The sequence below is a fragment of the Cupriavidus sp. JZ107 genome, assembly GCF_053903255.1.
On record NZ_CP096481.1, the window covers coordinates 780,772 to 806,815 of the forward strand.

Genomic DNA, 26,044 nt, shown 5'->3' on the forward strand with positions numbered 1-26,044 from the left:
GCCCCGGCACACCCCGTGCCAACGCGGCGCGGGGGCAAGGAAGCGGCGGGATGGCGGCGGGAACGCGGCACCAGGCCAACGATGGTGGGGTGTTCCGCCAGCGGTCGGGCCCCGCTTATATCGTCAGGGCATACGCTCAAGCGAACTCAATCGTTTGGAAAGTGGCGATTCGTTGGTATCGTACTTGCTTTGGAATCCGGACCCCGCCGCACATGCCCGCCAGGGACCGCACCTTTCCGTTCTGGTTTTTTGGACTTTCCGCCGCCATGACCCGCACTTCGACCCGCCGCCTCGTGACCCGTCTTGCCGCCACCCTGGCCAGCCTGGGCAGCCTCGCCTGCCTGTCGTTGGCACCGTCCGCGCACGCGCAGGGCCCTGGCAACTGGCCCGACAACAAGCCGATCACCATCCTGATGGGCTTTACCGCCGGCTCGGGCGTCGACATGGTCGGCCGCACGCTGCAGGACTCGCTGCAGAAGTCGCTGAAAACCACGATCCTGTACGACTACCGGCCGGGCGCCGGCGGCAACGTCGCCTCCGAAGTGGTCGCCCATGCCAAGCCGGACGGCTATACGCTGCTGCTGGGCACCGCCGCTACCCATGGCATCAACCCGGCGCTGTACAAGAACCTGCCGTTCGACGCCGAGGCCGACTTCACGCCGATCGCGCCGCTGGTCGAGGTCTCCAACGTGCTGACCGTCAATCCGGCGGTACTCGACGTCAAGTCGGTCAAGGAATTCATCGAGAAGGTCAAGGCCAACCCGGGCAAGTACAACTACGCGTCGACCGGCAACGGCACCGGCACCCATCTGGCCTTCGCCGAATTCAACGCGCGCGCGGGCCTGGACATGGTCCACGTGCCGTACAAGGGCGGCCCCGACGCGCTGCAGGCCGTGCTCAAGGGCGAGGTCTGCTGCATCTTCAACCAGGTGCAGAGCGTGCTGCCGCAATACCGCGCCGGCAAGGTCAGGCTGCTGGGCGTGACCACCGCCAAGCGCGTGCCCGTGATCCCCGATGTGCCGACCATCGCCGAGAGCGGCGTGCCCAACTACAACAGCACGATCTGGTTCGGCTTCTTCGGTCCCAAGGGCCTGGACCCGCAGATCGCCCGCAAGGTCAACGAGGCCGTGCGCGTCGCGCTGGAAAACCCGGCGGTGCGCCAGAAGCTGGTCGACGCGGGCAACACGCCGCGCGTCGAAACGGTCGACCAGTTCCGCGCCACGGTCAAGGCCGACCGCCAGAAGTGGGCGAACGTCGTCAAGACGGTGGGAGCGTCGATCGATTGATGATCAGGACTTCGGGCCGCGCTGCCTGTGCGACGGCCCGTTTCCTGAGGAGCGCCGTTCTTTCTGGGAGTCTGGCGAGCGTTCCGGCTCCACAATCGCCTGCTTGCTGCCCGCGGTCCACTGGCGTTCAATGCGAATGTTGGTAACGGATCGACAGGAGGTAAGCACATGCCATCGGTCACGATGACTTCGAGGGGGCAAGTCACCCTTCCTGCTGAGGTTCGGGACAGGTTGGGCTTGTCGGCAGGCGATCGCGTGGAGTTTGTAATGAACGAAGCCACAGGCAACTACGAGGTAATTCCAGCCAGTCAGTCGGTCAAGCGGCTGAAGGGTGTTTTACCGAAGCCGGACAAACCCGTTTCGGTCGACGACATGAACGCGGCAATCGCGGAACAGGGAGCGTCGGCCGGTGATCGGAATTGATACCAACGTCCTGGTCCGATATTTCGCGCAGGACGATCCACTGCAGTCTCCTATCGCCAGCGCCCTGCTGGAGGGCTTGAGTCCCGAGCGACGCGGCTACGTGCCGATCGTCGCGCTCGTCGAACTGGTATGGGTAATGACGCGGCGCTTCGGGGTCAAGCGAAACGGCATTGCGGCCATCGTTCAAGGCATATTGGAGTCGCGCGAACTGGTGGTCGAATCGCCCGAAACGGTTCGCAAAGCCCTCCAATCGTATGCGACGTCCACCGCCGATTTTGCGGACTGTTTGATCGAACGGACGTGCCACGCCGCGGCATGCGAATGGGTCGCGACGTTTGATGCCGCCGCAGCACGCACGCCGGGTTTTCGCCTGCTTGCGCAGGGAATGGCCGACGAGCGCGCATGACGTCAAAAGATAGTCGCCTCAGATTCCCTGACCGCCCGACACCTCGATCCGCTGGGCGTTGACCCAGCGGTGGCTCTCCGACAGCAGGCTCGCAATCATCGGTCCGATATCGTCCGGCACGCCGGCGCGGCCCAGCGCGGTCATTTCCGCGAACAGCTTGTTGATCTCGGGGTTGTCGCGGACGGCGCCGCCGCCGAAGTCGGTTTCGATCGCGCCCGGGGCGACGGTATTGACCGCGATGCCGCGCGCGCCCAATTCCTTCGCCATATACCGCGTCAGCACTTCCACCGCGCCCTTGACCGCCGCGTACGCGGCGTAGCCGGGGAAGGACACGCGCGTCAGCCCGCTGGACAGGTTGACGATGCGTCCGCCGTCGCGGATCAGCGGCAGCAGCGTCTGCGTCAGGAAATAGACGCCCTTGAAATGCACGTTGACCAGCGCGTCGAACTGCGCCTCCGTGGTGTCGGCGATCAGCGCATGGTCGCCGTGGCCGGCGTTGTTGACCAGATGGTCGAAGCTGTCGCGCTGCCAGGTCTCGCGCAGCGCAACGCCCAGCGCTTGTGCGAATGCGGCGAAGCTGCCGACGTCGCCGGTGTCGAGCTGCAGCGCGCGGGCCTTGCGGCCCATGGCCTCGATCTCGGCGACGACGGCGTTGGCCTCGTCGGCACGGCGCTGGTAGGTCACGATGACATCGCCGCCGCTGCGGGCAATGCTGATGGCGGTGGCTCGGCCCAGCCCGCGGCTGGCACCTGTCACGAGGGCAATGCTGTTCATGGCGAGAACTCCTGTGGTTCGGTTGGTGGTGCTTCGAATTATTGGAGTTCGCGTCTCGATAGTCTTTGTCAATTCCTCCCGCTTTCTTGCCTGAATCTCCGAGCCGGTTCGCCATCGCGGCGGAGCAACGCTATGCTGCGCGCATGAACGCCGAGCTGCTCGATGCCGTCCGCCGCTACACGGACGCCTACGCCGATCCCGACGGCCTTGCCCAAACGCCAGTGCCGGGCCTGACCACGATCCGGGCGACCTCGCCCAGCGGACTGGTCCATGCGATCGCGCGGCCGCTGGTCTGTCTGGTGCTTCAAGGGAGCAAGCAGGTCACCATTGGCTCGCAGACGTTCACCTTCGAGGCGGGCGACTCGCTGCTGATTACCGCCGACGTGCCGACCGTCAGCCAGGTCAGCCGGGCCAGCCGCGAGGCGCCGTATCTATCGCTGGTGCTGGATCTGGAGCCGGCCGTGATCGCCGAACTGGCGATGCAGATGCAGACGCTGCCGGCGGCGGGCGGCTTGGCGGTGCGCTACCAGCCTACCGATGCCGAGGTCGCCGACGCCGCGCTGCGGTTGATGCGTCTGGTCGAGCGGCCGGAGGCGGTTCCGGTGCTGCACGCGCAGCGCGTTCGTGAGCTGCATTACTGGCTGCTGGCCGGCCGGCATGGCGCGGCGATCCGCGAACTGGGATGGCCGGAAGGCAATGCGCGCCGCGTGGCGCGCGCCGTGGCGGTGCTGCGCGAGGACTTCGCGAAGCCGTTGCCGATGGAGCGGCTGGCCGCGGCCGCCGGCATGAGCCCGTCGTCGTTCTACCAGCACTTCCGTACTGTCACGTCGCTGTCGCCGTTGCAGTTCCAGAAGCAGCTGCGGCTGATCGAAGCGCGCCGGCTGATGCTGGCCGATGGCATCACGGCCAGCAGCGCGGCCTTTGCCGTCGGTTACGAGAGCGTGCCGCAGTTCACGCGGGAATACCGGCGCCTGTTTGGCGCGCCACCGGCGCGGGATGCGGAGGCGATGCGCGCGGCGCTGCCGGCGGACGTCGCCGAATAGCCGGCCGAACGCTGCACTGGCCGCGTTCCGCGGATTTAAGCAGCCACTTACCCGATGTGCGCCAGGGCCTATAATGGCGCCTTACCCGCCGCGCTCGCGGCGGGGTGTCCGGCGATGCCGGCGCGGCGCAGGGAATGGTGCCGCGCCGTCGCACGATCGGCCGGATCCTCACCGCATCCGCTCCATGACTTCCCCTCGGCCCCCGGCCTGGTTGCGCCTTTGGCATCGTGCCACCCAAGGCGTCCTGCACCATTTCTGGACCCGTTTCCCGCCCGCCGAGCGCACCGGCTTCCTGGCCGGCGCGCGCCGATTCGCGCCGTCGCTGCCCGCCACGTTCTCGTGGGGGCTGGTAACGGGCGTCGCGATGAGCAAGTCTGTGATGACGGTGCCCGAGGCGATCGGCATGAGCCTGCTGGTCTATGCCGGCTCGGCCCAGCTGGCGGTACTGCCGCTGTTCGCCGCCGGCATGCCGCTGTGGACGATCTGGCTGACCGCGGCCGTGGTCAACCTGCGCTTCGTGATCTTCAGCGCCGCGCTGCAGCCGCATTTCAGCTATCTGCCGCTGTGGCGCCGCACCGTGCTGGGGTCGTTCAACGGCGACCTGCATTTCGTCTTCTTCATGCAGCGCTACCAGGCGCCGGGCTACGAGCCCGGCAAGGAAGGCTATTTCTGGGGCATGGCGCTGGTCAACTTCGTGATGTGGCAGGTGTCGTCGCTGGCGGGCATCCTGCTGGCGAGCCTGTTCCCGGACAGCTGGGGACTGGCGCTGGCCGGCACGCTGGCGCTGATTCCGGTGATGGTGTCGACGATCAATTCGCGCTCGACGCTGATGGCGGTCGCGGTATCCGCGGTACTGGCGCTGTTCTTCTTCGACCTGCCGTACCGGCTCGGGCTGGTGGTGGCGGTGGCCGGGGCGATCGCGGCCGGCATGGCCAGCGACCAGATGGCGGCCCGGGCCGCGCTGCGCGGCATCGAACGCAAGCGGCGACGGGACAGGGCAGCCGACACGGACCCTCCACACGTCAATCACAAGACAGACAACAACGCTGGCGGCCATGCCAGCCATGCCGCTTCGTCGGCGGAGGACCGGGCATGAGCCACTGGCAGATCTGGATCGCGCTGGTCGGCATGGCGGTGGTGACCATCGTCACGCGGGCCTTGTTCCTGATGGCGGGCGAGCACGTCAGCCTGCCCGACCGGCTGCAGCGGGCGCTGCGCTACGCGCCCGCGGCCGCGCTGGCGGCCATCATCCTGCCCGACCTGATGACCTGGCAGGGCCATTTCACCGTCGGCCTGGAAAACTACAAGCTGATCGCCGGCATCGCCGCCGCGCTGTTCTATCTGGCCACCCGCAGGATGCTCGGCATGATCGCGGTCGGCATGGCGGTCTACACGGCGTTGCGGCTGCTGGCCTGACCTCAGGACGCGCCGTTCGGTTCGGCCGCTGGCGCCTTCAGCGTGGCGCTCAGCTGGGTCAGCAGGTGCGACAGCTGGGCCTGGCTGTTGGTGCCGGTCTTGATGAACACCGACTTCAACTGCGTCCTGCTGGTCTCGCGGCCGATCTGCAGCTGCTCGCAGGCCTCGGGCAGCCCGATGCCGGTAGTCAGCAGCGTCGCCAGCCGCATCTCGGCCGGCGTCAGTCCGTAAAGGTCGCGCAGTACCTGGGGCAGAAGGGGCGAGCTGCCGCGGGCGTCGTGGATCGCGACCAGCGCGGCCGGCTGCTGCCAGGCCTGGCCCAGCGCGTGCGACGGCGGCAGCGGCAGCACGACGACCTGCGCACGGGCGCCCTGGCGCGATTGCGCCATCGCCGCCTGGGCGGGCACCGGCGCGCTGGCATCGCAGGCGGCGCGGACCATCGCGGCGAACGGGCGCGACAGCGTCCATTCGTCGCCCGTGCCCGTACCCGTGCCCATGCGCGGGGCGGCCGGGTTGGGCACCAGCCGGCGCACCCAGGCCTCGCCCTCGCCGTTGTGCAGCAGCACGCGCGCATCCGCGGTGAAGACGATCACGCCGAACGCCAGCTGGTCCAGCAGCTGCATCGACAGGCGCTGCAGCGCGGTCAGCGCGCTGGTGCGCTCGCGCAGCGCCATCGCTTGCCGGATGTGGGGAATCGCCCAGTCCAGCGCGCGCGCGTCCTCGGGCGCGAACAGCGGGCCGTCCAGTGGCCGCTGCAGCGAGAAAAAGACCTCGTAATAGGGCTGGCGGTCGACCAGGCAGGCCATCACCGAGCCCATGCCGTAGCGATGCAGGAAGTCGCCGTAGAAAGGGTGCCGCGAGAGGGTGCCGACACCGAGCTCGCGCGCGTCGATGTACCAGCCGCCAAGCGGCATCCGCGGCGTAAACGAGCGCCCCGGGTCCAGCGCCTGAAAGGTCTGCTGGTAGGCCTGGGCCAGTCCTTCCACCGGATTGGCCAGTTCGATCACCGACATGCGGTCGCTGCGCTTGTCCAGCACGACCATGCCCATCTGGGTGCTGCCGCTGGCGCGGCGCAGGTTCTGCAGGCTGCGCTGCCACGCCTGCGGATCCACGATGCCCTCGTAGAGTCCGCGGATGGTGTCGTGGATGTCGCTATCGGTCATTGCGGCCTCCGCATTGACCCGAGCGACCCGAACGACCTGGCCGACCCGGTCGATCCGTTGGTGCGGCAGGCGTCGGGCGGCGCGTGCAAAGGCTGGCGCCGCCCATGGTTTGCGCCATGGACTTCCCCTTGGTTCATCGACTTCCCCTGTTCCGACGACAAAGCAACGCGCTGCCGGGCTCTTGTGACGGCCCGGTCGGCTTTCCAACTTCTTGTTTCTTCTTGATTGGAATTGGACGGCTCTCGAGGGCAGCGCGCCGGGGCGTCTGCGGTGGCCGAGCAGCTATGGTACGGCTTTGCCGCAGGGTCGTCAGCACGATGTGATGAGGGTTTCACCTGCCTTTGTGCCCCAGGCGTCGCAACCCCGTTGCAATTGCGCAAAAGGGGGTCCCCCTTCAGGTAAAATGCCGGTTTTTCCGATCTTTCCCGCAAGAGCCATGACCTCTGTCCTGCGTCTATCCGACCTGATTTCCCAAGGCAAACTGTCCGGCAAGCGCGTGTTCATCCGCGCCGACCTCAACGTGCCGCAGGACGACGCCGGCAACATCACCGAGGACACCCGCATCCGCGCCTCCGTGCCCGCGATCCAGGCCTGCCTGGACGCCGGCGCCGCCGTGATGGTGACCTCCCACCTGGGCCGCCCGACCGAGGGCGAGTTCAAGCCGTCCGATTCGCTGGCGCCGATCGGCAAGCGCCTGTCGGAATTGCTGGGCAAGGACGTCAAGCTGGTGCAGAACTGGGTCGACGGCGTCGAGGTCGCGCCCGGCCAGGTGGTGCTGCTCGAGAACTGCCGCGTCAACAAGGGCGAGAAGAAGAACAGCGACGAGCTGGCGCAGAAGATGGCCAGGCTCTGCGACATCTACGTCAACGACGCCTTCGGCACCGCCCACCGCGCCGAGGCCACCACGCACGGCATCGCCAAATACGCGCCGATCGCCTGCGCCGGTCCGCTGCTGGCCGCCGAGATCGACGCGCTGGGCAAGGCGCTGGGCCAGCCGGCCCGTCCGCTGGTGGCCATCGTCGCGGGCTCGAAGGTCTCGACCAAGCTGACCATCCTGAAGTCGCTCGCCGACAAGGTCGACAACCTGGTGGTCGGCGGCGGCATCGCCAACACCTTCATGCTGGCCGCCGGCCTGAAGATCGGCAAGTCGCTGGCCGAGCCCGACCTGGCCGGCGAAGCCAGGGCCATCATCGACATCATGGCCGCGCGGGGCGCCTCGGTGCCGATCCCGGTCGACGTGGTCTGCGCCAAGGAGTTCAGCGCCAACGCCGCGGCCACCGTCAAGGACGTCAAGGACGTGGCCGACGACGACATGATCCTCGACATCGGTCCGCGCACCGCGGCGATGCTGGCCGAGCAGCTGAAGGCGGCGGGCACCATCGTCTGGAACGGTCCGGTCGGCGTGTTCGAATTCGACCAGTTCGGCAACGGCACCAGGGTGCTGGCCGACGCGATCGCCGAATCGAAGGCGTTCTCGATCGCCGGCGGCGGCGACACGCTGGCCGCGATCGCCAAGTACGGCATCGCCGACCGCGTCGGCTATATCTCGACCGGCGGCGGCGCCTTCCTCGAATTCCTCGAGGGCAAGAAGCTGCCGGCCTTCGAAGTCCTGGAGCAGCGCGCCGCGGGCTGACCCCACAGGCCCGCCGTCTGCCGGCCGCCGCGGCGGCGAGCCGGCGGACGGCCGCGACACCCCAAGGACAAGGAAACCAGATGACCCGTTCGACCAAGATCGTCGCCACCATCGGCCCCGCTTCCAGCACGCTCGAGATGCTGACCCGCATGATTGCGGCCGGGGTCGACGTGGTGCGGCTCAATTTCTCGCACGGCACCGCCGAGGACCACCTCGAGCGCGCGCGCCTGGTGCGCGAGGCCGCCCAGGCCTGCGGCCGCGAGGTCGCGATCATGGCCGACCTGCAGGGGCCGAAGATCCGCGTCGGCAAGTTCGAGCACGGCAAGGTCACGCTGAAGGCCGGCGACCCGTTCGTGCTGGACGCCAACTGCCAGCTCGGCAACGAGGAGCGCGCCGGCCTCGATTACCGCGACCTGCCGCGCGATGTCGGTCCGGGCGATCTGCTGCTGCTCAACGACGGCCTGATCGTGCTGGTGGTCGACCGCGTGATCGGCAACGAGATCTTCACCACCGTCAAGGTTGGCGGCGACCTGTCCAACAACAAGGGCATCAACCGCCAGGGCGGCGGCCTGTCGGCGCCGGCGCTGACGGCCAAGGACATGGAAGACATCAAGACCGCGATGGCGCTGGGCGCCGACTATATCGCGGTCAGCTTCCCGAAGAACGCCACCGACATGGAGATGGCGCGCCAGCTCGCCGCGGTGGCGGGCCAGCAGTTCGGCCACAAGGCGCGGATGATCGCCAAGATCGAGCGCGCCGAGGCGATCCGGCCGGGCGTGCTCGAGGAAATCCTAGCCGCTTCGGACGGCATCATGGTGGCGCGCGGCGACCTGGCCGTGGAAGTGGGCAACGCCGCGGTGCCGGCGCTGCAGAAACGGATGATCCGGCTCGCGCGCGAGGCCAACAAGCTGACCATCACCGCCACGCAGATGATGGAAAGCATGATCGTCAATCCGGTGCCGACCCGCGCCGAGGTGTCGGACGTGGCCAACGCCGTGCTCGACGGCACCGACGCCGTGATGCTGTCGGCCGAGACCGCCGCCGGACGCTATCCGGTCGAGACCGTCGAGGCGATGGCCGCGGTCTGCGTCGAGGCCGAGAAGTCCGAGGTGGTCCAGCTGGATACCGACTTCCTGAACCAGACCTTCACGCGGATCGACCAGTCGATCGCAATGGGCGCGCTGTTCACCGCCTATCATCTGCAAGTGAAGGCCATTGCCGCGCTGACCGATTCGGGCGCGACCGCGTTGTGGATGAGCCGTCACCGCATCCATGTGCCGATCTACGCGATGACGCCGAACCTGGCCTCGCAGCGCAAGATGCAGCTGTACCGCAACGTGGTGGCGCTGCCGCTGGAATCGAGCAGCGACCGCGATACCGCGCTGGAACAGGCCGAGGAGCTGCTGCTTGCCAAGGGCGTGGTGCAGCGCGGCGATTTCATCGTGCTGACGATCGGCGAGCCGATGGGGCAGCCGGGCGGCACCAATACGCTGAAGATCGTCCGGGTCGGCCTGTGATGGGGATCCGCACCCTGACCATGAAGCCGGAGGCGAGGAGGCGATGCCGATGACGCGAACCATCACGCGAACGATGACGCCAACCATGACGGCGCGCAACGGTGCGCTGGGGAACACAGCCCGGTGCCGCGGCCCGCGGAAAGTTGCCACGATAGCGGCGGGCCGCGGCGACAGCCCGGCAGCCCGAAGAACATCCAATACCGAGAACCCCATTCTTTTCTTAGGAGTCTGACATGCCACTCGTTTCGATGCGCCAGTTGCTCGACCACGCCGCCGAGAACGGCTACGGTCTGCCGGCATTCAACGTCAACAACCTGGAGCAGGTCCAGGCCATCATGCAGGCGGCCGACGAAGTGAATGCGCCGGTGATCATGCAGGCTTCCGCCGGCGCCCGCAAATACGCGGGCGAACACTTCCTGCGCCACCTGATCGAGGCCGCGGTCGAGGCCTATCCGCATATCCCGGTCGTGATGCACCAGGACCACGGCCAGTCGCCGGCGATCTGCCAGGGCGCGATCGATCTGGGCTTCTCGTCGGTGATGATGGACGGCTCGCTGCGCGAAGACGGCAAGACCCCGGCCGAGTACGACTACAACATCGAGGTGACCCGCAAGGTCGTCGAGATGGCCCACGCGGTCGGCGTGACCGTCGAGGGCGAACTGGGCTGCCTGGGCTCGCTCGAAACCGGTGAGGCCGGCGAGGAAGACGGCATCGGCGCCGAAGGCAAGCTCGACCACTCGATGCTGCTGACCGACCCCGAGCAGGCCGCCGACTTCGTCAAGGCGACCCAGCTGGACGCGCTGGCGATCGCCATCGGCACCTCGCACGGCGCGTACAAGTTCACCCGCAAGCCGACCGGCGACATCCTGGCGATCAGCCGCATCAAGGAAATCCACGCCCGCATCCCCAACACCCACCTGGTGATGCATGGCTCGTCGTCGGTGCCGCAGGAACTGCTGGAGGAAATCCGCAAGTTCGGCGGCGACATGAAGGAAACCTACGGCGTGCCGGTCGAGGAAATCCAGGAAGCGATCAAGTACGGCGTGCGCAAGATCAATATCGACACCGATATCCGTCTGGCCATGACGGGCGCGATCCGCCGCTTCTTCGTCGAGAACCCGAGCAAGTTCGACCCGCGCGAATACCTGAAGCCGGCCCGCGAAGCGGCCAAGCAGGTGTGCAAGGCACGCTATGTCGCGTTCGGCTGCGAAGGCCAGGCCGGCAAGATCAAGCCGATCGCGCTGCAGGACATCGCCGAGCAGTACAAGTCGGGCAAGCTGTCGCAAGTGGTGCAGTAAGCCGTCTGGGCCTGGCCTCCCGCGTTGCACGCATCGGGGGCCGGGTCATGGCCGACGCCATGGCGTGGCCAATGATTCGACCGATGGGGGCTTCGCCACTGCACGAAGCCCCTCATTGTTTCTCCCTCTCTCCGGCTCGCCGGCCAATTTCTATGTCTGACGCTCTCTATCAGTCCTCCATCCGCTCGCTGCCGCTGCTCGGCCATGGCAAGGTGCGCGACAACTATGCCGTCGGCGACGACAAGCTGCTGATCGTGACGACCGATCGGCTGTCGGCGTTCGACGTGATCCTCGGCGAGCCGATTCCGGGCAAGGGCCGCGTGCTGAACCAGATGGCCAACTTCTGGTTCCAGAAGCTGGCCCATATCGTGCCGAACCACGAGACCGGCATTGCGCCCGAGACGGTGGTGCAGGCCGATGAGGTCGCGCAGGTGCGCGGCCGCGCGGTCGTCGTCAAGCGTCTGAAGCCGATCCTGGTCGAGGCCGTGGTGCGCGGCTATCTGGCGGGCTCGGGCTGGAAGGACTACCAGGCGACCGGCCGGGTTTGCGGCATCGCGCTGCCGGCCGGCCTGCAGAACGCGCAGAAGCTGCCCGAGCCGATCTTCACGCCGGCGGCCAAGGCCGAGATGGGCGAGCACGACGAGAACATCAGCTTCGCCGAGGTCGAGGCGCGCATCGGCAAGGAACTGGCCGCGCAGATGCGCGACATCTCGATCCGCCTGTACAAGGAGGCGGCCGACTACGCCGCCACGCGCGGCATCATCATCGCCGACACCAAGTTCGAGTTCGGGCTGGATGAGAACGGCACGCTGACGCTGATGGACGAGGTGCTGACCGCCGACTCGTCGCGCTTCTGGCCGGCCGATTCCTATCAGGTCGGCACCAACCCGCCGTCGTTCGACAAGCAGTTCGTGCGCGACTGGCTCGAGGCGGTGCGCATCGACGGCAAGCCGTGGCCCAAGACCGCGCCGGCGCCGGCGCTGCCGGCCGACGTGGTCGAGAAGACCGCGGCCAAGTACCGCGAGGCGCTGACCCGGCTGACCGGGCAGGAACTGCAATAACCGGGCGGCCGCGGGCACGCCACGCAAGCAAGGATTGGAAGTGAGCCAGACAAACAAGCCGCTGGTCGGCGTCGTGATGGGCAGCAGCTCGGACTGGGACGTGATGCAGCACGCGGTGGCGATGCTGAAGGATTTCGGCGTTCCGTTCGAGGCGCAGGTGGTTTCGGCGCACCGGATGGCCGACGAGATGTTCCGCTATGCCGAGACGGCACGCTCGCGCGGACTGCGCGCGATCATCGCGGGCGCCGGCGGTGCCGCGCACTTGCCGGGCATGATCGCCGCCAAGACCATCGTGCCGGTGTTCGGCGTGCCGGTGCCGTCCAAATACCTGCGCGGCGAGGATTCGCTGCTGTCGATCGTGCAGATGCCCAAGGGCGTGCCGGTCGCCACCTTCGCGATCGGCGAGGCGGGCGCGGCCAATGCCGCGCTGCATGCGATCGCCACGCTGGCCACCACCGACGACGCGCTGGCCGCGGCGCTGGACGCCTTCCGCACGCGCCAGACCGAAGCGGCGCGCGCGATGACGTTGCCGCTGTGAGCGCATACGGCATCGAATGACTGCATTACGGCTTTACTGATTCACGCCCCCGCGGCCGCCGCCGGCGGCCGCGAACCGTTCTCCTGGAATCCGCACGAGCATGCCCACCGATATCCATCCCCATCTGATCGAAGCGCACACGCCGGAGTCGCGCGCCGAATTCGGCGTCGGCGGCCCGAACGCGCCGATCCTGCCCGGCGCCTGGCTCGGCATGCTCGGCGGCGGCCAGCTGGGCCGGATGTTCACGCACGCCGCGCAGGCGATGGGCTACAAGGTCTGCGTGCTCGATCCCGACCAGGACAGCCCGGCAGGCGCGGTCGCCGACAGGCATATCTGCGCGACCTATACCGACGAGGCGGCGCTGGGCGAGATGGCGAAGCTGTGCCAGGCGGTCTCGACCGAATTCGAGAACGTGCCGTCGATGTCGCTGGAGCGGCTGGAGCAGCTCGGCGCCTTCGTCGCGCCGCGCGGCCACTGCGTGTCGATCGCGCAGAACCGCATCGGCGAGAAGAAGTTCTTCGCCGCCTGCGCCGAGCGCACCGGCGTGTCGCCGGCCCCGCACTGGGTGATCCAGCACGATGCCGACATCGACCAGCTGCCCGAGCAGCTGCTGCCGGGCATCCTGAAGACCGCGCGCATGGGCTACGACGGCAAGGGCCAGGCCCGCGTCAAGACCCGCGACGACGTTCGCGCCGCCTGGAACGCGATGCAGCATGTGCCATGCGTGCTCGAGCAGATGCTGCCGCTGGCCTATGAGGTGTCGGTGCTGGCCGCGCGCGGCGCCGATGGCTCGACGGCGACCTGGCCGCTGGCCGAGAACGTCCATCGCGACGGCATCCTGTTCTCGACGGTGATGCCGTCGCGCCAGGTGTCGGCCGAGATCGCCGACCGCGCGCGTGCCGCCGCGGCGACCATCGCCGGCGAGATGGGCTATGTCGGCGTGCTGTGCATCGAATTCTTCGTGCTGAAGGACGGCAGCCTGGTCGCCAACGAGATGGCGCCGCGCCCGCACAATTCCGGCCATATCACGATGGATGCGTGCGAGACCAGCCAGTTCGAGCAGCAGGTGCGCGCGATGGCGCGGCTGCCGCTGGGCAGCACGCGCCAGCATTCGGCAGGCAAGATGCTGAACCTGCTGGGCGACGTGTGGTACGAATACGGGCTCGAGCGCGAGCCGGCCTGGGATGCGGTGGTGGCGCAGCCGGGTGCCAAGCTGCATCTGTACGGCAAGAGCGATGCGCGGCCCGGACGCAAGATGGGCCACGTCAACTGCGTCGGCGAGCGCGCCGAGGACGCGCAGCGCGCCTTCGACGCGGCGCTGCAGTTGCTGCATATCGCGCCCTGATTTTCCGCACCGTTTTCCGCACAGTGTGATGACGATGGCCGCCGCTTCCCATCCTTCCCGGATGCCGACCGCCGCCGAACTCGACGAGGCCGCGCGCCTGCTCGAGGCCGGGCAGCTGGTCGCGTTTCCGACCGAAACCGTCTATGGCCTCGGCGCCGATGCCGAGAACCCGGAGGCGGTGGCGCGCATCTTCGCGGCCAAGGGGCGGCCGTCCAACCATCCGATCATCGTCCATGTGGTCGACGGCGCCGACATCGGGCATTGGACCGACGACGTGCCCGAGGCCGCGCAGCGCCTGATCGACGCGTTCTGGCCCGGACCGCTGACGCTGATCCTGAAGCGCGCATCCCATATCCCGGCCGACGTGGCCGGCGGCCAGGACAGCATCGGCCTGCGCTGCCCGTCGCATCCGGTCGCGCAGGCGCTGCTGTCGCGCTTCAAGCGCGGCCGCGGCGGCATCGCCGCGCCTTCGGCCAACAAGTTCGGGCAGGTTAGCCCAACCACCGCGCAGCATGTGCGCGAGGAATTCGGCGACAGCGTCTATGTGCTCGAGGGCGATGGCGTCGAGGTCGGCATCGAATCGACGATCGTCGACCTGTCGCGGCTGGACCAGGGCGTCGGCCCGGTGCTGTTGCGGCCGGGCGCGATCACGCCGGCGATGATGGCCGACGTGCTGGGCGTCGCGCCGCTGCCGCCGGACGCCGCGGCACCGCGGGCCTCCGGCACGCTGAAGGCGCACTACGCGCCCCGCACGCCGCTGTATCTGGCCGATGCGCGCGCCCTGGCGCGCGATCTTGCGACGCTGCCGGCAGACGCGCGCGTGGCCTGGGTCTCCGCCGCGCCGGCCGGCGATCCCCGTTGTGTCTGGGTGCAGGCCCCGACGGACGCCAGATCGTATGCCCGGGAACTCTACCGGCTGCTGCGCCGGCTCGACAAGGAAGGCTACGCACGGCTGTATGTCGAGCCGCTGCCCGAGGGGCATGAGTGGGCTGGTGTGCGGGACCGGCTGCAGCGTGCCGCCGCGGCGTTCCAGGACTGAACGCCCGGGCGCGCTATTCTGCCGCCGCTGCGGCGGCGCCGGCCGACACCGGCGCGCCGCGATAGACCCATTCCAACAGCGCGTCATGCGCCTGCTGCGCCTGCGCGGCGTTCGGATGGTTGATCAGGCTGACCACCACGTAGCGCTTGCCATCGGCTGCATCGACATAGCCGGCGATGGCGCGCACATCCGCCAACGTACCCGTCTTCAGATAGCCATGGCCGGCGGCGCTGCTGCGCGTCAGCCGGTTCCGCAACGTGCCGTCGACGCCAAGGACCGGCAGCGAGTCGACGAAGATCGGCGCCGCCTCGCTGGCCAGCGCCTGTTGCAGCAGCCGCGCGAGGTCGTACGCGCTGATGCGCTCCTGGCGTGACAGGCCCGAGCCGTTGTCCAGCATCAGGCCCGGCATCTCCAGCCCCTGATGCGACAACCAGCGGCGGATCACCGCCGCCGAACGCCTGGTGTTCGCGGGGCCGCGGCGATCGATCTCCGCGCCGATGGTCAGGAACAGCTGGCGCGCCATCACGTTGTTCGAATACTTGTTGATGTCGCGGACGATGTCGGCCAGCGGCAGGCCATGGTGGCGCGTCAGCCGGAAGGCGGGCCGCGGCACGCTGCCGCGCCGGATCGCCGGTGGCTTCGCGAAGGTGCCGCCGGCCGCCAGCCATTGCGCGACAAAGCCGCCGCCGATGAAGTCGTCGTGACTGAGCGCGGCGAAGTTCAGTACCTGCTCGCCGCAATCGGCCGAATAGCTGCCGTCGAACGACGCCACCACGGTACCGTCCGTCTGCGGGGACAGCGTCGGCGTCGCGCCGGCGCGCCAGTCGCCGCAGCGGCCGTTGGTCAGCGCCAGCCGGTTGTCCACGCGCAGTTGCGCCAGCGGCGGCATGACCGACACGCCGACCGTCTGCGTGGCGGCATCCGGGGTCAACGTGAAGGACAGCGTCTTGAACGAATAGAGCAGCGCGTCCGGTGCCACGTTGTAGGCGCGATGGGTCTCGCCGTCGATGGTGCCGCCGTTGTCCAGCCCATTGTCGAAGTAGCTGCGGTCGAGCACCACGTCGCCGGCAATGGTGGTCACGCCGGCGCGCATCGCCTGGGCCACCAGCTTGGCCATCTCCTCCGGTACCAGCTTGGGGTCGCCCTGGCCGCGCAGATAGACGTTGCCGACCACGCCGTCGGCGCCCGGCTCGCGGTCCGCATAGAGCGAGGTCTGCCAGCGGTAGCTGGGCCCCAGCAGCTGCAGGCCGGCGAAGGTCGTGATCAGCTTCATCGTCGAAGCCGGGTTCATCGGGGTCTGGGCGTTCCAGCTGACGGTCGCGGCCGGGGCGCCTTGCCGGACGATGTAGAAGCTGGCCGCGGAAAGCGGTACGCCCGCCTGCCGCAAGCCGAGCAGCACCGACGCCGGCAGGCCCGTTTTATCCTGTGACAGGGACAGCAGCCGGGCATGGGAGGGCACTGCCTTTGTCGATGGCGATTGCCGTGATGCCTTCGCGGCGGCGGCTTTTGGCTTGGACCGCTTGGGGGCGGCTTCGGAATTGGCAGCGGGACCGAATGCCAGCGCAAACGCCAGCAATGGCACCATGCTGCGGGCGAGAAGGGGGCGAGCAGGCATGGGCAGCATGGTACCGTAGTCGTCTGCAACGATGCGACCCGATGCCAGCTTCGGCTGCTCATCGTCGCGAGGAAGCGCTGTCAGGTCCCGGCTTCCTGTCGTTGGCCGTCAGAGCTGGCGAAACAGCTGAAACAGCCAGATTCGCTGGTCGTCCCGCGTGTGACGCCACGTTGCCGCAGGACGAACACGGACGCGGGCCGATGACGCCGACGCTGTTGACTGACAGCTGGCGGAAGGACGTCCCGGGCTGCCGAAGGCGGTCCGGTAGAGGGCGCCATCCCGCGCGTTGCGGTTGAAATCGATGATTCGCAGGTCCATCGCGCCATAGAACCGCTTCATCATTTGCGCAAGAGCCGCGGAGTCGGCTCTTGAGCAATGGTAGGCCGCTTCGCGATCGGCGAATCCATCGAGGATCAGAAAGCGGCCGAAGCAGTCCCGATCGCACAACTGATCAAAAGCCAGTCCGAGCAGTCCACGTTCACCGAGCGCGGGCGCGATGCGAAGCAGGACGATATCGAGTTCGGAAACATGGTTGAACGCGTGCTCGTCGGCGTACGGCCGCAGCATGTTCCGATGTTCGGCCAGCTCGCCTTCGCTGAGCAACGGAAAGCGGCGCGAAAACGAGAACGTCAGCGTGTCCTTTTCGCACAGCAGATGGACAAAGGAAGGACACATGGCGTTGTAGATCCGTGGCGTCACCATTCCCAACTCCACCAGATATCGCGCGGCATGACGGATGCCCTCGATTGGGGCGCTCGTCACCTGGTCGAATACCGTCGCCAGGCCCACCAACTGGCCGGCTGTCTTTCCCGAGCGGATACCTGCCTGCAGGAAGGACCGCAGGCGGTCCGGCGAACGCTCGAAGTACTGGAAGAGCGGGCGCAGTGGCCCGTCGCAAACCAGCATCTCGAATTCATGCGTGGTATCCATCAACGCAAGCGCGGCGCCCGGATCGGCATCGATGACCGCGAGCTTCAGTTCCGTCGGCAGGGCGCCCAGATATCCGGGGGGCGGCATGGCCGTGTGCGTGGATCCCGTCGGTACCAATGACATATGCAGTTCCTCCCAGGTTGGAATCAAGGATTGCCCCGATATCGCCGTCGAGCCGATCCGGGCTGCCGTTCGGTGCCCTCGTCGCTGTTCAGCCGCGGCCCGCGGGCGGATCGCCGGGTACCGGAACGTTGCTGCCGGCCGGCTTCTCGTCAAACACAAAATCCTGTGGATTGCCCGACTGCGCCAACCGGTCGACTTCGGGCGCGAACATTTCGGCGCAGGCTGCAAGGATGGAGAGCGTTGCGTTGAACGTCAGCGACGTGACCTTGATGTTCCGGCCTTCCAACGCGAAGGTCGCGACGGCCTGAAGACCGGCGTCTTCCGGCGCCAACATGATTTCGCCGGCCCCCAGCGGCATGATGTACAAGGCGTTGAGGCCGAGTTCGGGCGCCGGCTGGTACAGCTTGTAGGTGATCCTGCCGCCGATGGCCCTTCCGCTTTCGTCGCATGCAATCTGCACGAGGTTGATCTTTTGCCCCGCGGCAGTGCTAAACGCTTCGGAAAGTCCGATGGCCCTGGCCAGCACAGTCATCGCCGCGTTCTCCACCGCATTGCGAGGGCGCTGCGTGATCAGATATAGCAGCGCATCGAACGTGTCGTCGTTGCCATCCGCGGCAGCGCGGATCTTGTTGATCGCGATGTCGATGGCCCCAGGGAGACGCTTGTCGATCTCCCTCTGCTGCTGCTCCGCGGGGAGCGCGGCCAGCCCCTCACGGAAGCCCGGCGGAATCAGGCGCTCGTTGGCTATCTCGCACGGATACAACAGTTCCGACTGATCCCGCGGAAGGTCGGCGTGCAGCTGAGCGGTGATATCGCGCTGCCATTCCGCCCTTCGCTGCGTGACGTCGCCTGCAAACCGATTCAGCGACATCTGCCGCTCGAGAAATTCCTGCAGATCGTCCGTGGTTCGGAGGGTCGCATTCCGCATCAACGCAGGCGCCAATTCGTCGTTGAACCGGGCCTCCAGGGCCCTGGCCTGCTCCAGCGATTGCCGGAGGGCGCCGGACACGTCGCCGTTCGCTCGTTCGAAGCCCTCGTGAGCGGAGGCGGCCTGACAGAGCTTGTGGATCAGATAACCGCCACCGGCGGCGCCGCCGGCAGCGAGCGCTCCGAGCAGTGCGAGGCCCAGGGGAGGGCAGGCGACCGTGACGACCAGCATCGCCAGCGCGCCGACGATGCCGGCGATCCCGATCAACACGATGGCCCGAGTGCCCGGGGCTTCGTTGTCCGGATAATCCCGAACGCTCGTGGCCAACTGATCGAGATCGGCCAGCGCTTCGCCGACCGACTGCGCACACTGCTTGATATCGGCACGCAGCCGCAACAACTCCTGAGGGGAGATGCGTACGTCGTGGCCTTGTTGCAGATCCCAGGCTTCGATGCGCGCGGCGGCCGACTGCGCCTTCGCGATCTTCTTGCCGCATCGCGTCGCGGTGCTCAGGATCTCGTCCTTGCGGCTGGTATCCGGCAGCGAATGCACCGCGCTGGTCAGCTTCTGCCAGGCGGAATCGAGCAGATCGACCACGCGGGGCGCCGGCTGGTTCCGGACGGCATCGGCGGATGGCGCTGGTTCCGCGCGATGGGCGGCTACTGGACCAACGCTGGCGGGCTGGATGTCTTGCGGCGGCCGGGGTTGGGCTTCGGTGTGGATCGGGAGATCGGCCGCAAGGGGGACGGCGGGATGTACGGCAGGGTCTGCGACAGGATGTGCGGCAGGGGGAGACGGGGCAAAGATACGGAACATGTCGGCGCGGTGGTGGGTGGAGAAAGGCCAACGAGGAACGGCAACGTTGGCTGGAGCTTCAGGACAGCGAAGCGTACCCACCGCACTGCGACGACACTATTCAAATGATGGCGGCCACTACAGGATTTGTTACTCTCAGGCGAGTCGCGCCAGCAGTGCTCTCAACGTCTGCTGTTCCTGCGCCGACAGCGCGCGCGCCATCTTCGCGTCATGGTCGCAAACGGCCTCGGTCGCCGCCTCCAGCGTGCGCCGGCCGGCCGCCGTCAACACCAGGCTGAACGCGCGGCGATCCTTCTCCGCCGGCCGTCGCGCCACCAGCTTCATCTCTTCCAGCGCATCGACCAGCAGCACGGCCCCCGAACGTGCAATGCCCATGATCCTGGCCAGGTCGGTCAGCTTCAGGTCCGGGTTGCGTGAGATCAGCACCAGCGCGGAAAAGCGTGGCGGCGTGATGTTCCACGGCGCCAGCGATCGCACGAAGTCTTCGTAGAGCCGGATCTGCGCGCGGCGGATCGCGTAGCCGATCAGGTTGTCCAGCACCCCATAGTCGACGTCCGGCAGATGCGGGTCGAAGCCGCCGGCTTCGGTGGCGGGGTCTGGCGCGAGCGTATCGCGGGTCTTGCGCGGAGAGCGGGAAGATGGGGACGAGCGTGAGGAGCGTGACGAAGCGGACATGGAAAAGGGAATGGCGGCGCCGACGCCCGCCATCCGTTCAGGCGACGCGGAAGTATCGCATCTGCACGCGGTCCGGGAAACGCGCGCCGGTCGCGACAAACGTGTGTTGCATCAGCCAGCGGTAGGCCGGTGCCTGCGTCTCGAAGCGGGGCGCGGTGCGGAAGTAGACCAGCGACGGATCGACCGTCTCGCCGGCGGACAGGCGCGCCAGCACATCGGCGGGACCGCTGCGCAGGCCTGCGTTCACGATGTAGATCCGGGCGCCGTCGTCGGTCTGCAGGACGTAGCGCGCCTCGATCTCCGCGACCGTGACGCCGTCGCCCAGGTCCGGACGCACCAGCTGGAAGTCGGCGCCGCCGGGCAGCACGCGGCCGCGCAGCAGCGGGCCGTCGACGATGCCATCCAGAATCGGAATCACGCGCCGCTGCCCGACCGCGCTGACGCCTACCTCGATCGCCGGATCGAGGCGGAAGCTGAAGTCGGCGACATGCTCGAGCCGCGGCGCGGGCAAGCCGGGCGGGCCAGGCAATGTCGATTCGGCCGTCACTTCAGCAGCTTCCAGTTGCCGTTGTCGATGGTCAGCATCACGCGGCCGCGCTGGTCGAAACCGAAGTGGTCCTGGCTGGTGTAGTTGAGCACGCCATGCGAGACCACGATCTCGCGCTCGCTCTCCAGCGCCGCCTTCAGCGCCGCACGGAACTCCGGCGTACCGGGTTTGGCGCGCTTGAGCGCGACCGGCACGATCCGTTGCAGCACCAGCCCCGCATCGTACGGATGCGCGCCGAACTGCGTGCGGCTTTCCGCGCCGTACTGCTTCTCGTAGCGGCCGACATAGTCGAGGCCCGGCTTCTTCGGCGCGCTGTCGGCGGCCAGTTGTTCGGGCACGATCACCGGACCGGCCGGCAGGATGGCGCCGTCGACTGCCTTGCCGCCGATACGGATCAGGTCCTTGGTGGCCGCGCCGTGCGTGTGGTAGATCGGCCCGCGATAGCCGCGCTCGCGCAGCGTCGTGTGGGGCAGCGCGGCCCCGGTGCCGGCGCCGGCGATCAACATCGCATCGGGGCGCGCCGAGATCAGCTTCAGCGTTTGCGCGGTGACCGCGGTGTCCGAGCGCGCGTAGCGTTCGGTGGCGACGATGCGGATGCCGTTGGCGGCCGCGGCCGTGGTGAATTCCTTCAGCCAGGTCTCGCCATAGGCGTCGGCAAAGCCGATGAAGCCGATGGTCTTGACGCCGTTGGCCTTGGCCGTTGCCGCGACGGCTTCGGCCATCAGCTTGATCGGCTGGGCCAGCCGGTAGGTCCATTCGCCGCGGCCGGGCTTGAGCTCGATCGGCGAGAACGCCAGCTGCACGGTCTTGCTCTCGTCGGCGACTTCGGCGATGGCAATCGACGGTGCCACCGCCGACGAGCCGAGGATGATATCGACCTTGTCCTCGCTGACGAAGCGGCGCGCGACCTTGGTGGCCTGGGTCGGATCGGACCCGTCGTCGAGCACCACATAGCGGATCGTTTCGCCGGCGATCTGCTGTGGCAGCAGTCCCAGCGACTGCTTCTGCGGAATGCCGAGCGAGGCCGAGGGCCCGGTCGACGAGATACTGACGCCGACGGTGACGTCGGCCAGCGCGGCGCCGGACATCGAGGCGGCGGCCAGCGTCAATGCCAGTGCCGGGGCCAGGCGCGCGAGCGCGGTGCGGCGAAGTGTCATGGCTTGTCTCCCTTTCTTGTGATGGTGCGGCCGGTCAACGTGTGCCGCCCTGCACGGACTGCCGGTCGAATCCGGCCAGCTGCTTGTAGCGCAATGCGATCGCCTCCAGCTCGGCGTGTGGAATCACCTGCTCGATATCGGTGAAGCCCTGCGGTGCGCGCAACTCGGCCAGCTGCATGACCTGCTCGGGGCCGTTGAGCCGGTTGCGCAGCACGATGCCGGCGGTGCGCGGCAGCCGTTCTGCCTCGTATTCGCGCAGCGCGTAGCCGGTATCGGGCGTGCCGAGCAGGCAGTCGACCAGATGGCGGGCATCGACGATCGCCTGCGCGCTGCCGTTCGAGCCGATCGGGTACATCGGGTGCGCGGCGTCGCCGAGCAGCGTGACGCGATCGAAGGTCCAGCGCGGCAGCGGATCCTTGTCGACCATCGGGAATTCGTAGATCGCCCCGGCGCCGTCGATCAGCGCCGGAATGTCGATCCAGTCCCAGCGCCAGCCGGCGAAGGCCTCGCGGAACACCGACTTGTCGACCTGCCGGTTCCAGTCGCTGCGCGGCGGCGTGTCCGACGCGTCGTCCGGCACGCGCAGCTCGGCGATCCAGTTGATCAGCGAGCGGCCCTGCCGGCGCAGCGGCTCGGAGATCGGATAGGCGACGAACTTCTGGTCCTGATGGCCGGCCATGAACATCGAGCGGCCGTCCAGATAGGGCGGCGCCTCGGTGACCGCGCGCCACAGCATCCGCCGCGAGAAGCGCGGGGCGTCGCCGCTCGGATAGAACTGCCGCCGGACCGCCGAATGGATGCCGTCGGCGCCGACCAGCACATCGGCCCTGGCCGGCACCTGCGCGCCGTCCGCGCGCCGCCGCAGCGTGAATTGCACCGGCGACCCGGGCCTCGCGCCGGTGTCGTGCACCGCCTCGAACGCGTGGCCGGTGTGCACCCGATCGGCGCCCAGCCGCTCGACCGCGGTCCGATACAGCAGCATCTGCAGCTCGCCGCGATGGACCGAGAACTGCGGATACGGATAGCCGGCGGCAAGCCCGCGCGGCTCGTGCCAGATCCGTTGGCCGAACTTGTTGTAGTAGGACAGTGAACTCGTTTCGATCGCGATCTGCGCGAGCGCCGGCTGCAGGCCGAGTTCGGCGAGTTCGCGGACCGCATGGGGTAGCAGGTTGATGCCGACGCCCAGCGGCTTCAGCGATTCGCTGGCTTCCCAGACTTCGGCGTCGATGCCGTGGCGATGGCACAGCAGCGCGAGCGTCAGCCCGCCGATGCCGCCGCCTGCGATGGCGATGCGCATGGTGTCTCCTGCGGCGGACCTGCGCGCGACGGGCGGTCCGCTCTGTGTTGGATGTCTGCTTGGCGTCTGTTCGACGTCCGTTCGACGTCCGTCCGACGAATTGTTATGGAGTATAACTAAATCGCCGAACCGCGCAAGGGCGGGTCGACACGGCTGCGTTCTGGCTTATTTCCCCCAGCTTGGCGACAGCAGCCGCAGGCCGACCGACACGAAGCGCGTCTCGCGCGGCTGGTTCAGCTGCGTGCCCCAGGTCATGTCGACCTGGACGCGCTGCGGCACGATCCACACGCGCGCGCCGAGCTGGATCCACGGGCGGTCGCCGCTCTCGCCGAAGGTCTCGGCGATCATGGCCCAGCGCTCGCTGATCGTCGCCTCGCCGGCCACGCCCCAGGTCATCCGGGTCTGCCGCTCGGCGCGATCGTGCGTGGCGCCGACGTTCGCATGCAGCAGCAGACGGTCGTCGCGCATCGACACCGTCAACGGCAGGTTCAGGTAGAGTCCGCCCGGCGTCCTGCGCGGCGAGGCCTTCGGATATTCGGTCATGCCGACCGTCAGCGCGACGCCGTAGCTGTTGGTCTCGACGGGCTTGAGCACCGTCTTGCCCTGCAACTGCAGATCGGTGATCGCGTTGCCCGGTCCATCGCCGTATCGCTGCACCGAACCGCCGAACGTCCATTCGAAGTTGCCGGTGAAGTTGCAGCCCGGCAGCGCCCAGCGTTCGGTGCCGTCGCGATTGAAGCGCAGCCACGATTCGAGCTGGCACGATTGCGGATCGACGATGCGCGCGTCGTCGGTGACGAGCGGTCGCGCCGCCCATGCCAGCGGGGTCAGGCAGAGCAGCAGCGTTGCCGCGAAGACGCGGCACAGAGGGGAGAGGCGGGCGGAAATCGGCAGCATGTGTTGGCTCGCAATGGCGCCCGAAGTCTAACGCGCACCGATGACATGGTGTCGCACGACGCCGTCACGACGTGAGGACGCGCGGCCGATGTGGGATTTATCTGACAGCGGTATAGGTGGCGATGGTCTGCCCGCCCGGTGCGATGGGGCCGCACAATCGAGCTGTCTCTCGCCCGTACAAGGAGCTTTCGATGCGTACCCTTACCCTGTCGTTCGCGCTGGCCACGCTGCTCGCCACCGCGGGCTGCGCCGACATGACCGCCAAGCAGCGCAACACCGCCATCGGTGCCGGTGTGGGCGGGGTCGCCGGCGCGACCCTGATCGGCGGACCGGGCGCCACGCTGGGCGGCGCCGCGCTGGGCGGTGTGGTCGGCAATGTGCTGACCGACGACAAGAAGAAGTAAGGGTCGCAGAAGTCAGGGCCGCAGCGGTCAGGGCCGCAGCGGTCAGGGCCGCAGCGGTCAGGCGGCACCAAACAGGACGCCCCGGCCAATGGCCGGGGCGTCGTCGTTTGATGCGTCTGCGTTGCGTCGGTGTTGCCGCTGCTCTGGCGGGCCGCCGGTCAGGCCGGCTCGCTGCCGGACGCCTCGGCGGTGACCGTGCGGCCCGGCACCGGGAACACGATGTCGTAGGCCCAGTTGTAGACGAAGGCGTAGACCACGTAGAAGCCGGCGACCGCCAGGTCCATCAGCAGCGCATCGAGCAGGCTGATCTTCAGGTACCACGCCACCGACGGCAGGAACACGATCAGCAGGCCCAGCTCGAACAGCAGCGCATGGCCGACGCGCACCGCCGGCGACTTGCGCACCGAGCCGGTCAGCCGGACCATGGCCTTGTCGAACATCAGGTTGTAGACGTAGTTCCAGACCGCCGCGATCAGCGAGGCGACCGCGGCGATCACGCCCATCTGGTGCAGGGCGTAGCCGAACACCCAGCTGCCCAGCGGCGCGAAGATCAGCAGGCCGATCAGTTCGAAGCCCACCGTGTGACGGATTCTGTCCAGCGTACCGCGCATTGTGTCGCTCCATCGAAGACAATGGCGCCAGTCTATCGGGTAGGGCAGCAGATACAAGTTGGGAAGTATCTGTTATCCAGATGGATGGCGCGGAGATGTGGCACCATGGGTCCCCGTTCCACTACCGCCGTTCATCCGACGGCCAACCCGCGCCATGAGCCTGTCCCTCGAACAACTGCAAGCCTTCGTCGCCGCGGCCGAGACCGGCTCGTTCTCCGCCGCGGCGCGCCGCCTCGGCAAGGCCCAGTCGGTGGTCAGCACCGCCGTCTCCAATCTCGAAATCGATCTCGACAATGCGCTGTTCGACCGCAGCGGACGCTATCCCGCGCTGACGCCGGCGGGCGAGCGCCTGCTGGTCGAGGCCCGCGTGATCCTGGAGCGCTGCGAGCATTTCCGCGGCGTCGCCAAGAGCCTGGGCGAGGGCGTCGAAAGCCGGCTGGTGCTGGCGGTCGACGAGCTCTATCCGGAGGAGACGCTGGGCGTGCTGCTCGAGGAGTTCTCGCACCGGTTTCCTGCGGTCGAGCTGGAACTGCTGTTCCCGGTGATGGAGGACGTCAGCCGGCTGGTGCTGGAGGGCGGCGCCGACTTGGGCCTGATGTGGCGGCAGGAGGTGCTGCCGCCCGCGCTGGCCTTCCGCGGGCTGGGCTGGGTGCCGATGCAGATCATCTGCGCGCCCGACCATCCGCTGGCGGCGCAGCAGCGCGTCGGCTGGGAAGAGCTCAAGCGCCATCGGCAGCTGATGGTGGCGGTGCGCAGCGACAGCGAGGAGAAGATGCGCCTGCGCGTGGCAGCCGAGGTCTGGTGGGTCGAGAGCCACTGGGTCATCGTCGAGCTGGTCAAGCGCGAACTGGGCTGGGCCTTCGTGCCGTGGCACGTCGCCGCCAACTCGCCGGCCGCCGCGCAGCTGGTTTCACCGGAGCTGGACTTCGACGACCAGGACTGGCCGGTGGCGATGGAGCTGGTCTGGCACAAGCAGCGCCCGCTCGGCAAGGCGGGCGCCTGGCTGCAGGAGCGGGTCAGCCACCAGCCGCTGCCGCAGCCGTCGCCGCGGCGGCGCAGCAGCGGTTGATTCGGCGAGGGCGGCGGCAGACCACCGCCGCGG

26 protein-coding genes are annotated in these 26,044 nt (G+C 67.9%); 15 read left to right on the forward strand and 11 right to left on the reverse strand.

The annotated features are described in order from the left end of the window. The first annotated feature begins 266 nt into the window (after positions 1 to 266). The 3 genes from M1D55_RS13175 to M1D55_RS13185 all read left to right on the forward strand — a co-directional run bounded on the left by M1D55_RS13175 (position 267) and on the right by M1D55_RS13185 (position 2,115). Positions 267 to 1,286: a Bug family tripartite tricarboxylate transporter substrate binding protein gene (locus M1D55_RS13175; protein WP_006575847.1), complete on the forward strand. Its 1,020-nt coding sequence runs from the start codon at positions 267 to 269 to the stop codon at positions 1,284 to 1,286. 168 nt (positions 1,287 to 1,454) lie between these two features. Next, positions 1,455 to 1,709 carry an AbrB/MazE/SpoVT family DNA-binding domain-containing protein gene (locus M1D55_RS13180; RefSeq protein ID WP_006575848.1) on the forward strand — a complete coding sequence of 85 codons (255 nt, stop codon included), beginning with the start codon at positions 1,455 to 1,457 and terminating at the stop codon, positions 1,707 to 1,709. Further along, the gene (locus M1D55_RS13185) at positions 1,696 to 2,115 is read left to right on the forward strand and encodes a PIN domain-containing protein (RefSeq protein WP_064576430.1); all 420 of its coding nucleotides are present in this window, start codon (positions 1,696 to 1,698) and stop codon (positions 2,113 to 2,115) included. The genes M1D55_RS13180 and M1D55_RS13185 overlap by 14 nt, the downstream gene beginning before the upstream one ends. A gap of 18 nt (positions 2,116 to 2,133) precedes the next feature. Here M1D55_RS13185 and M1D55_RS13190 read toward each other — a convergent pair whose 3' ends face one another. Then, positions 2,134 to 2,889, reverse strand: a complete 756-nt coding sequence (locus M1D55_RS13190; protein WP_232206724.1) for an SDR family NAD(P)-dependent oxidoreductase — start codon at positions 2,887 to 2,889, stop codon at positions 2,134 to 2,136. A gap of 143 nt (positions 2,890 to 3,032) precedes the next feature. Between M1D55_RS13190 and M1D55_RS13195 the strand changes: the two genes are divergently transcribed. From M1D55_RS13195 to M1D55_RS13205, 3 genes are all read left to right on the forward strand, one after another. Then, positions 3,033 to 3,932 carry an AraC family transcriptional regulator gene (locus M1D55_RS13195; RefSeq protein ID WP_006575851.1) on the forward strand — a complete coding sequence of 300 codons (900 nt, stop codon included), beginning with the start codon at positions 3,033 to 3,035 and terminating at the stop codon, positions 3,930 to 3,932. A 184-nt stretch (positions 3,933 to 4,116) separates the two neighbouring features. After that, a complete protein-coding gene (locus tag M1D55_RS13200) occupies positions 4,117 to 5,028 on the forward strand; it encodes an AzlC family ABC transporter permease (protein ID WP_043437886.1) in 912 nt (303 codons plus the stop codon). Continuing rightward, positions 5,025 to 5,348: an AzlD domain-containing protein gene (locus M1D55_RS13205; protein WP_006575853.1), complete on the forward strand. Its 324-nt coding sequence runs from the start codon at positions 5,025 to 5,027 to the stop codon at positions 5,346 to 5,348. The genes M1D55_RS13200 and M1D55_RS13205 overlap by 4 nt, the downstream gene beginning before the upstream one ends. 2 nt (positions 5,349 to 5,350) lie before the next feature. Here M1D55_RS13205 and M1D55_RS13210 read toward each other — a convergent pair whose 3' ends face one another. Next, on the reverse strand, positions 5,351 to 6,511 hold the full coding sequence (locus tag M1D55_RS13210; protein WP_456282356.1) for a helix-turn-helix transcriptional regulator: 1,161 nt from the start codon (positions 6,509 to 6,511) through the stop codon (positions 5,351 to 5,353). 436 nt (positions 6,512 to 6,947) lie between these two features. Between M1D55_RS13210 and M1D55_RS13215 the strand changes: the two genes are divergently transcribed. The 7 genes from M1D55_RS13215 (at position 6,948) to M1D55_RS13245 (ending at position 14,942) form a co-directional block, all read left to right on the forward strand. Then, complete coding sequence (locus M1D55_RS13215; protein ID WP_456282357.1) at positions 6,948 to 8,144, forward strand: phosphoglycerate kinase; 1,197 nt, start codon at positions 6,948 to 6,950, stop codon at positions 8,142 to 8,144. 80 nt (positions 8,145 to 8,224) lie between these two features. Continuing rightward, complete coding sequence (gene pyk, locus M1D55_RS13220; RefSeq protein ID WP_006577366.1) at positions 8,225 to 9,661, forward strand: pyruvate kinase; 1,437 nt, start codon at positions 8,225 to 8,227, stop codon at positions 9,659 to 9,661. Between the two features lie 233 nt (positions 9,662 to 9,894). Continuing rightward, a complete protein-coding gene (fba, locus tag M1D55_RS13225) occupies positions 9,895 to 10,959 on the forward strand; it encodes a class II fructose-bisphosphate aldolase (RefSeq protein WP_456282358.1) in 1,065 nt (354 codons plus the stop codon). A 152-nt stretch (positions 10,960 to 11,111) separates the two neighbouring features. Next, positions 11,112 to 12,020 carry a phosphoribosylaminoimidazolesuccinocarboxamide synthase gene (locus tag M1D55_RS13230; RefSeq protein WP_064576425.1) on the forward strand — a complete coding sequence of 303 codons (909 nt, stop codon included), beginning with the start codon at positions 11,112 to 11,114 and terminating at the stop codon, positions 12,018 to 12,020. Positions 12,021 to 12,060: 40 nt separating this feature from the next. Next, a complete protein-coding gene (purE, locus tag M1D55_RS13235; protein WP_006577368.1) occupies positions 12,061 to 12,558 on the forward strand; it encodes a 5-(carboxyamino)imidazole ribonucleotide mutase in 498 nt (165 codons plus the stop codon). 100 nt (positions 12,559 to 12,658) lie between these two features. Next, positions 12,659 to 13,903, forward strand: a complete 1,245-nt coding sequence (locus M1D55_RS13240; protein ID WP_023263747.1) for a 5-(carboxyamino)imidazole ribonucleotide synthase — start codon at positions 12,659 to 12,661, stop codon at positions 13,901 to 13,903. 61 nt (positions 13,904 to 13,964) lie between these two features. Continuing rightward, positions 13,965 to 14,942, forward strand: coding sequence for an L-threonylcarbamoyladenylate synthase (locus M1D55_RS13245; protein ID WP_232206747.1), 978 nt, complete (start codon positions 13,965 to 13,967; stop codon positions 14,940 to 14,942). A gap of 13 nt (positions 14,943 to 14,955) precedes the next feature. Here the strand turns inward: M1D55_RS13245 and dacB are convergent, their stop codons facing one another. The 8 genes from dacB to M1D55_RS13285 all read right to left on the reverse strand — a co-directional run bounded on the left by dacB (position 14,956) and on the right by M1D55_RS13285 (position 23,927). Next, positions 14,956 to 16,566, reverse strand: a complete 1,611-nt coding sequence (dacB, locus tag M1D55_RS13250) for a D-alanyl-D-alanine carboxypeptidase/D-alanyl-D-alanine endopeptidase (protein WP_456282359.1) — start codon at positions 16,564 to 16,566, stop codon at positions 14,956 to 14,958. A gap of 99 nt (positions 16,567 to 16,665) precedes the next feature. Further along, the gene (locus M1D55_RS13255; protein WP_456282360.1) at positions 16,666 to 17,610 is read right to left on the reverse strand and encodes a hypothetical protein; all 945 of its coding nucleotides are present in this window, start codon (positions 17,608 to 17,610) and stop codon (positions 16,666 to 16,668) included. A gap of 88 nt (positions 17,611 to 17,698) precedes the next feature. Beyond that, positions 17,699 to 19,135, reverse strand: coding sequence for a hypothetical protein (locus M1D55_RS13260; protein WP_456282361.1), 1,437 nt, complete (start codon positions 19,133 to 19,135; stop codon positions 17,699 to 17,701). A gap of 354 nt (positions 19,136 to 19,489) precedes the next feature. Further along, entirely contained in the window at positions 19,490 to 20,029 is a 540-nt protein-coding gene (locus M1D55_RS13265) for a MarR family winged helix-turn-helix transcriptional regulator (protein ID WP_456282362.1), read from the reverse strand. A 37-nt stretch (positions 20,030 to 20,066) separates the two neighbouring features. Beyond that, positions 20,067 to 20,576 (reverse strand): DUF3237 domain-containing protein, encoded by a 510-nt coding sequence (locus tag M1D55_RS13270; protein WP_456282363.1) that lies wholly within the window; start codon positions 20,574 to 20,576, stop codon positions 20,067 to 20,069. Continuing rightward, positions 20,573 to 21,733, reverse strand: coding sequence for an ABC transporter substrate-binding protein (locus M1D55_RS13275; protein WP_456282364.1), 1,161 nt, complete (start codon positions 21,731 to 21,733; stop codon positions 20,573 to 20,575). The genes M1D55_RS13270 and M1D55_RS13275 overlap by 4 nt, the downstream gene beginning before the upstream one ends. Before the next feature lie 34 nt (positions 21,734 to 21,767). Further along, the gene (locus M1D55_RS13280; protein WP_456282365.1) at positions 21,768 to 23,030 is read right to left on the reverse strand and encodes a flavin-dependent oxidoreductase; all 1,263 of its coding nucleotides are present in this window, start codon (positions 23,028 to 23,030) and stop codon (positions 21,768 to 21,770) included. Between the two features lie 165 nt (positions 23,031 to 23,195). Continuing rightward, complete coding sequence (locus M1D55_RS13285) at positions 23,196 to 23,927, reverse strand: hypothetical protein (protein WP_456282366.1); 732 nt, start codon at positions 23,925 to 23,927, stop codon at positions 23,196 to 23,198. Positions 23,928 to 24,118: 191 nt separating this feature from the next. Here M1D55_RS13285 and M1D55_RS13290 point away from each other — a divergent pair, with 191 nt between their 5' ends. Further along, positions 24,119 to 24,331 carry a glycine zipper 2TM domain-containing protein gene (locus tag M1D55_RS13290; RefSeq protein ID WP_006579879.1) on the forward strand — a complete coding sequence of 71 codons (213 nt, stop codon included), beginning with the start codon at positions 24,119 to 24,121 and terminating at the stop codon, positions 24,329 to 24,331. 158 nt (positions 24,332 to 24,489) lie between these two features. Here the strand turns inward: M1D55_RS13290 and M1D55_RS13295 are convergent, their stop codons facing one another. Then, positions 24,490 to 24,942, reverse strand: coding sequence for a PACE efflux transporter (locus M1D55_RS13295; protein WP_456282367.1), 453 nt, complete (start codon positions 24,940 to 24,942; stop codon positions 24,490 to 24,492). 154 nt (positions 24,943 to 25,096) lie between these two features. Here M1D55_RS13295 and M1D55_RS13300 point away from each other — a divergent pair, with 154 nt between their 5' ends. Beyond that, positions 25,097 to 26,011 (forward strand): LysR family transcriptional regulator, encoded by a 915-nt coding sequence (locus M1D55_RS13300; protein WP_064576418.1) that lies wholly within the window; start codon positions 25,097 to 25,099, stop codon positions 26,009 to 26,011. The last annotated feature ends 33 nt before the right edge of the window (positions 26,012 to 26,044 follow it).